Genomic DNA, 7,030 nt, shown 5'->3' with positions numbered 1-7,030 from the left:
TTTCGTCAAAAAAATCTTCGGCCGGTTCCCGGCTGTTCAGGAACCCATCCGGGCCGGGCTTCGCGGTACCTCGGCACCGAGCGCGTCAGCGGCCGCGAGGGTCGCCCGGCTCGAGGCGAGCAGCTCCGCGGTGACACCGGTGTCGCTGCCGCGGCACATCCGCAGGAAGGCCGCCGCGGCGGCACGATGCCCCTTGTCCTGCGGCCCCTTCCAGGCGGAACGTCCATCGATCACCAGTTCGCGGTAATCGTCGATGCGGACGTGCCGGCTGCCCGCCAGCGCCTCGAGATGCTCCTTACGCACTCCGCGGGGACGGGCGGAACTGTAGGAGATGGCCGACAGGGAACCGTCGGCATGCCGGAGCGTGACCGCCACATCGGGAGCAAGCAACAGCTCGGCCTCCCGCCCGGCAAGCGCCGTCACCATGTCCACGTCGCTGCCGGCGAGCGCGGCGCAGGTGTCGACGAAGTGGCAGACCTCGCCGAGCAGCCGGCCACCCTGGACCCGGTCGTTGTACCAGTGGTCGGCCGGCACCGGCCCGGCGGCGATCCGATAGCTCAACGTGAGAGGACCGTCCCGGTCGGCCAGCGCCGCGCGGGCTGCGGTGACCGCCGGAGAAAAACGCCGGTTGTAGCCGACGACAAGCACCCCGCCGCCGGTCGCCGCCGCCTTCTCCACCCGGTTGAGCTCGTCGAGGCTCAGCGCGAGCGGCTTCTCGCACCATACGTGCCGACCGCCTTCCAGGGCCCGGGCGGCGAGGTTGGCATGTGTCTCATGCGGCGTCGCGATGACGACCACGTCGACGTCGTCGTCGTCCAGCACGGCGTCGGCGCCGGCCACCGCCCCGGCGAACCCGTGCCGGTCCGCGAAGGCCCTGGCCGACCGGCCACCGGCGGAGGCCACCGTGACCAACTGGTCGAACCCGGCCGCCCGGAACGCGGGCAGCAGAACCGATCCGGAGAACGTCCCGGCCCCGATCCAGCCGACCCGACTGCCCCGACGTCCCGCTGGGGCGGATCGCTGGCGGGGCACCCGCGGCCGCGGGCTGACCGACCGGTCCCGGGCCAGGCCCGCGCTGTGCGCCGGTGCGGTCCCGGCCACCGCGGACCCGGCCTGTTCGGGGGCGGCCTGTTCGGGGGCAGCCGACGCCGGGTAGTCGAAACGGATCCCCAGGTACGGCTCGCTACGGGTGGCGACGATCTCGTAGGCCCGCGGCGCCGCGTCGATCGGAAAAGCGTGGGTGACGAGATCATCAACTTGCAGCCGGTCGGCCGCGAGCAGGTCGAGCACGGCCTCCTGGTTGCGTCCCTCGGTCCAGCGGACCTGCCCGGCCGGGTAGTCAACCCCCCAGTCCTCGTAGCCACGCTCGTACCGCCCCGGCCCGTAGGAGCGGGCGAAGCGCAGCGTCAGCTCCTTGTCGTAGAACGGCGCGCGCAGCAGGCCCAGTCCGACGTCACCCACCACGACCAGCTGCGCCCGGTCCCGGGCCAGCGCGGTGGCCCGCATGACCGGTTCCGCCGAGCGACCAGCGGCGCAGATGAGGACCGCGTCGGCACCACGGCCCCGGCTCCAGGCGCGGACCGCGGCGGTGGTGGCCTCGCCGGACTCCCGCAGCGCACGGACACCGCTCGCCCCGGCGGTGACCAACGGAAGATCGGCAAGATCGATGCCGGCGACGTCACATCCGCTGGCGAGCGCGAGCCGGGCGGCGAGCTGACCGACCAGCCCCAGCCCGACGACCACCACCTTCGCCCCGGGACCCACCTCCGCCAGGCGCAGCCCGTGCAGGGCGATGGAGCCGATCGTGGCGAACGCCGCCGCCCCCGGGTCGGCCCCGTCCGGAACCCGGGCGCAGAGCAGCCCGGGAACGGCCTGGAACTCGGCGTGGTTGGCGCGCCCGGCCCCACCCGTGGCGACGAGGTCACCGGGGCGGATGCGGTCGACCGCGGAGCCCACCTCGACGACGCGACCACATCCGCTGTAGCCGAGGGGGACGTCGGCGCCGAGCCGATCCCGGACCGAACGCGCGGCCGGGATGAGACCGTCGGTCCTCGCCTTCTCCGCGACCTTGCGGACAAGGTCCGGACGGGCCCGCGCCTTGGTCAGCAGCCCAGAGCGGGCGAGCGTGGTAACGGCACGTTCCGTGCCGGCGGACACGATCGTCGCAACGGTCGCCACCAGCACCTCGGTCGGACCGATGACCGGCACGGGAACGTCGACGACGCGCACCGCCCCGCCGGACGCCGCCTGCACCACCTGCTTCACCACACCACCTGCTTCACCACACCACCTGCTTCACCGCGTCACTGGGGCGCCGCCGCACCGGCCGACGGTCGGCGCCGGCAGGCGGACTCGCACCCACTCGCGGACCCGTACCGGCGTGTCGGCTCGTACCGGCGTGTCGGCCCGAGTCTTCGGTACGACCGGGGGAAGTGAGGGCGTCGGGGGCGCCCACGCTCGCATCATGCTGCGCAGTGTAGTTGATGCATTACATTCAGCGATGAACATCGGCCTCGCCCATCCGAAGTGTCAGACCCGGAGGAACGGCATGCTCGAAGCGTCGGCCGCCGCGTGCATCGTCACCCTTGCGGCGACCCCGATCGTCATCGTCGGCATGCGCCGGATGGCGGCGATCGACGAGGTCACTGCGCGGTCCTCGCACCAGGTCCCGACCCCGCGTGGCGGCGGTATCGCAGTCGTCCTCGGGCTGTTCGCGGGCATCGGCCTGGCGGTGTGCATCCCTGGGTACGGCGACGCCCGCGACCTGCTGTCGTTGACCATCGGCATCGCCCCGTTCGGCCTGATCGGACTCGTCGAGGACCTCAGCGGCATCACCCCGCTGCGCCGGCTGGCCCTGCACGTCACCGCGGCCGTCGTCGTCGCGGTGACGACGGTGCTCGGGGCGGTGCTCGACGACCCGGTTCCGAGCGGCACAACCGTCCTGCTCGTCACGATCATCGCGCCGATCTGGATCACCGCATTTGTCAACGTCTTCAACTTCATGGACGGCATCAACGGCATCTCGGTGACGACGGCGGTCCTGGCCGGGGCGGCGTTCACGGTGCTCGGAGCCGTCCACCACGTGGACGCGATCACGATCGGCGGTGCTCTCACGGCGGCCGCGGCGCTCGGTTTCGGCCCGTTCAACTTTCCGCGGGCCCGCATCTTCCTCGGGGACGTGGGCAGCTATTCGCTGGGAGCCGCGATCGCGGTCCTGGCGGTGCAAGCGGTCCTGGCGGGAATACCGGTGGAGACCGCCGTGGCGCCGACGGCGCTGTATCTGGCCGACACCGCCTGGACCCTGCTACGCCGGGTGCGGGCGAAGGAACAGTGGTACCTGCCCCACCGCACCCATGCCTACCAACGACTCACCACCGCCGGGTGGTCACACACCCGGGTGACCGGGCTGGTTGGCGTCCTGACGGCGGTCCTCGCCGCCTTGGGATTCGCCGCGGACGGACCACTGCCCGTTCGCCTGCTCGCCGACACGGCAGCCGGGCTGGTGCTCCTCGGGTACCTGAACGCTCCACAGCGCGTCGCGGCGAGACGGGACTGCGTCGCGGCGGCCCCGTCCTCCGGCGCGGCGATCCCGTCGCAACGCCGGCTGGCGAACCCGGACAGGACAGACCGGACCGACGGGACCCGGCCACTGGGGGATGCCGGTCGAAGCCACTGATCGGCTCGTACCCCCCCCCGCGACCGCCAGGCGGCCGACGACGACGGATGACAACGAGGTCGATACGAAGCGCGACACACGCGGTACGACATCGCCCACGTTTAGTCACTCACAGCATACAATGCATTACTCATGGTGAAGGATGTCAAGGGCGACTGGAGGTCGAGGTCGGTGGTCCCCTCTCCTGCCCGGTCGCGCGTCCTGCTGGTGACGCACTACTTCCCCCCGGAGACCGGAGCTCCCCAGTCCCGGTTGTCGGAGACGGCACGCGCGTGGGCGACGAACGGGCTCGACGTCACCGTACTCACCGGCATGCCGAACCACCCGGCGGGCAAGATCCCTGCCGCCTATCGCGGCGCCTGGCTGCGGACCGAGCGGGTCGACGGGTACCGCGTCGTGCGCACCTGGCTCTATGCCACTCCCAACGAGGGGATCACCCGCAAGACCCTCGGCCATCTGTCGTTCATGGTCACCAGCGTCCTGCTCGGCGGCCGGCCCGCCGGCCCGGCCGACGTGGTGGTGGTGTCCTCGCCGACCTTCTTTCCCCTCGGCTCGGCCTGGCTGCTCGCCAGGCTGCGAGGCGCCCGGCTGGTCGTGGAGGTCCGCGACCTGTGGCCGGCCATCTTCGAGCACCTCGGCGTCCTCACCGACCGGCGGGTCCTCGGCATTCTCGAACGCCTCGAACTCGCCGCCTACCGGGCCGCCGACGCCGTTGTCACGGTGACGGAGGGGTTCCGGGAAGACATCGTGCGGCGAGGCATCGCGCCGCACAAGGTGCACGTGATTCCCAACGGCGTGGACCTCCGCCGGTTCCACCCGACGACCGTGGCCTCGGCCGACATCCGGGCCCGGCTGAGCGCCACCGACGGCGACACCCTCGTGCTCTACCTCGGCGCCCACGGCATCTCGCACGGGCTGACCTCGATCGCCGGCGCGGCCGCCCGGGTGACCGGCCGGCCGATCCGGTTCGCCTTCGTCGGTGAGGGGGCCGAGAAACGCAGGCTCGTCGGGCACGTCGAGCGCCTGGGACTGGCCAACACGGTGCTGCGCGACGGGGTTGCCCGCGAGGAGGTGCCCGCCGTCGTCGCGGCCGCCGACATCTGCGTCGTCCCGCTGCGGGACGTGCCGATGTTCGACACGTTCATCCCGTCGAAGATGTTCGAGTTCCTCGCCGCGGGCCGCCCGGTGATCGGGGCGGTCCGCGGCGAGGCAGCCCGGATCCTCCTTGCCGCCGGGCAGATGGTCGTGCCCCCCGAGGACCCGGCCGCGCTGGCGGAGGCGATCCTGGCCCTGGCGGCGGACCCGGACCGCCGGGCGCGGATGGCCCGCAGCGGGCGGGCCCACGTCGAGGCCCACTACGATCGCGACGACCTGGCCCGCCGGTACCAGACGCTACTGTTCGGCAACGCACCGTTCCCGGCGCCGCCCCCACCGACGACCCTTTCCCCACCGGTACCGGTGCAGGTACCTGCACCTGCACCGGACGTGGTCGCATGAGGTTCCTCGTCACCGGTGGCACCGGTTTCCTCGGAAGCCGGGTGGTCGACCGGGCGCTCGCGGACGGACACCGGGTCGTCGGGCTGGCGCGCAGCGACGCGGCGGCGACAAAGCTGCGCCGACGCGGCGCGGGGACTGTGCGCGGTGACCTCGACGATCCGGCGACGCTGCTCCCGGCATTCCGCGAGGCGAACTGCGAGGCGCTGGTCAACATCGCCTCACTCGGGTTCGGCCATGCGGAAACGATCGTGACCGCCGCCCGTGCGGCCGGCATTCACCGGGCCGTCTTCCTTTCCACCACCGGGATCTTCACTACGCTCGATCCACCCTCGAAGCGGATCCGGGTAGCGGCCGAGGGGACCATCGCGGCGAGCGGGCTGGACTGGACGATCATCCGGCCGACGATGATCTACGGGGGTCCCGACGACCGGAACATGGCCCGGCTGCTGGCGCTGCTCCGGCGCGTTCCGGTGCTGCCGGTCCCCGGCGGGGGGCATCATCTGCAGCAGCCGGTGCACGTCGAGGACCTGGCCCGCACCGTGCTGCGCGCAGCGACGACCGCGGCGGCGATCGGACGCGCCTATGACGTCGCCGGGCCGGAGGCATTGACGTTCCGGCAGGTCGTGACCACGGCCGGCGCCACCGTCGGCCGACGGGTGATCTGCGTGCCCGTGCCGGTCCGCCCCGTCATCGCCGTGACCCGCGCCTACGAACGGCGGGTGTCCTCGCCAAGGTTGAAGGCCGAACAGATCGCCCGGCTCACCGAGGACAAGGCGTTCTCGATCGACGCGGCCCGCCGCGACCTGGACCATCGTCCGCGGCCATTCGCGGCCGGCATCGCGGCGCAGGCCGCCTCATCACCCGATCGGGTGACCCCCAGCCGCTCTCCCGACCGAACGGAGACCCGGATGTTCCGGATCGACCAGGCCACCCAACTGTTCCAGGACCTCCAACGGATCGCCAGGGTGGCTGGTCCCCCGACGGCGCTGCGCTTTGGTGCCGCCGTGGCCCGGCATGCTCCGACCATCCGCCGGGCGGGCAACCTGAATGCCGCTGACCGGGCAATGGCCGCCGGCGGCCACACCTACCGACCGCTGCCCGGGGTGACGGTCATGTTGCCCGGCACCGCGTTCGGCGGCGCGCGCGAGATGTACTGCCGCGGCGTCTACCACGCCCTCCCCGGGTACGCGCCGGCGGCCGGCGAGGTCGTCGTCGACCTCGGCGCGAACCAGGGCCTGTTCTCGGTGCTCGCGGCGCGAGCGGGCGCCGATGTGATTGCCGTCGAGGCGCAGCGCGGGTTCGCCCCCGCCTTCGTCAACCATGCCGCCGGCAACGGTGTGTCGAACCACATCCAACTGCTCCACGCCATGGTCGGTCCGACCGCCGGCGTGTTCGCCGATCCGCGGGCCCGCCGGAACGCGACGCACTGGGACGGAGACGTCGACGTCCTCACCATGGCAGAGGTGTTCGAGGCCGGCGGGGTCGACCAGGTCGACCTCGTCAAGCTGGACATCGAAGGCTCCGAGTTCGCCCTGTTCGACGAGCCCGGATGGCTGGACGCGGTTGGTCGGATCGTGATGGAGGTGCACACCGGGTTCGGCGATCCCCGTACGCTCGACGACCTGCTGGTCCGGCACGGCTTCGAGGTCACTCTGCTCGGTAACGACCTGGTGCCGACTGCCCATCTGGGCGACGCGGCGTCGGGCTACCTCTACGCCCGCCGGACCCGATCGACGACCCGGGCCATCCGCAGGCCCGCCGAGCCCGACGGTCGCCCGGTGCCGGTACCCGGCAGCCGCCCGTCATCCGAGCCCGGTTTCGTCGACGACCCCGCACCGCGGGGTGTCTCGGCGTGAG

General features: G+C 72.1%; 4 protein-coding genes. 3 read left to right on the top strand and 1 reads right to left on the bottom strand.

The features are described from left to right. Nucleotides 1-36: 36 nt before the first annotated feature. A complete protein-coding gene (locus AC08OU_RS01555) occupies nt 37-2,265 on the bottom strand; it encodes a bi-domain-containing oxidoreductase (protein ID WP_476601273.1) in 2,229 nt (742 codons plus the stop codon). Between the two features lie 283 nt (nt 2,266-2,548). Between AC08OU_RS01555 and AC08OU_RS01550 the strand changes: the two genes are divergently transcribed. The 3 genes from AC08OU_RS01550 (at nt 2,549) to AC08OU_RS01540 (ending at nt 7,029) form a co-directional block, all read left to right on the top strand. Continuing rightward, the gene (locus AC08OU_RS01550) at nt 2,549-3,676 is read left to right on the top strand and encodes an MraY family glycosyltransferase (protein WP_476601272.1); all 1,128 of its coding nucleotides are present in this window, start codon (nt 2,549-2,551) and stop codon (nt 3,674-3,676) included. A gap of 132 nt (nt 3,677-3,808) precedes the next feature. Next, nucleotides 3,809-5,173 (top strand): glycosyltransferase family 4 protein, encoded by a 1,365-nt coding sequence (locus AC08OU_RS01545; RefSeq protein ID WP_476604102.1) that lies wholly within the window; start codon nt 3,809-3,811, stop codon nt 5,171-5,173. Continuing rightward, on the top strand, nt 5,170-7,029 hold the full coding sequence (locus AC08OU_RS01540; protein WP_476601270.1) for an FkbM family methyltransferase: 1,860 nt from the start codon (nt 5,170-5,172) through the stop codon (nt 7,027-7,029). Before AC08OU_RS01545 ends, AC08OU_RS01540 begins: the two co-directional genes overlap by 4 nt. Nucleotide 7,030 lies beyond the last annotated feature (1 nt).

It is taken from the genome of Frankia sp. CcMO1 (assembly GCF_977945845.1).
This window is presented reverse-complemented; position numbering and strand designations above follow the sequence as displayed.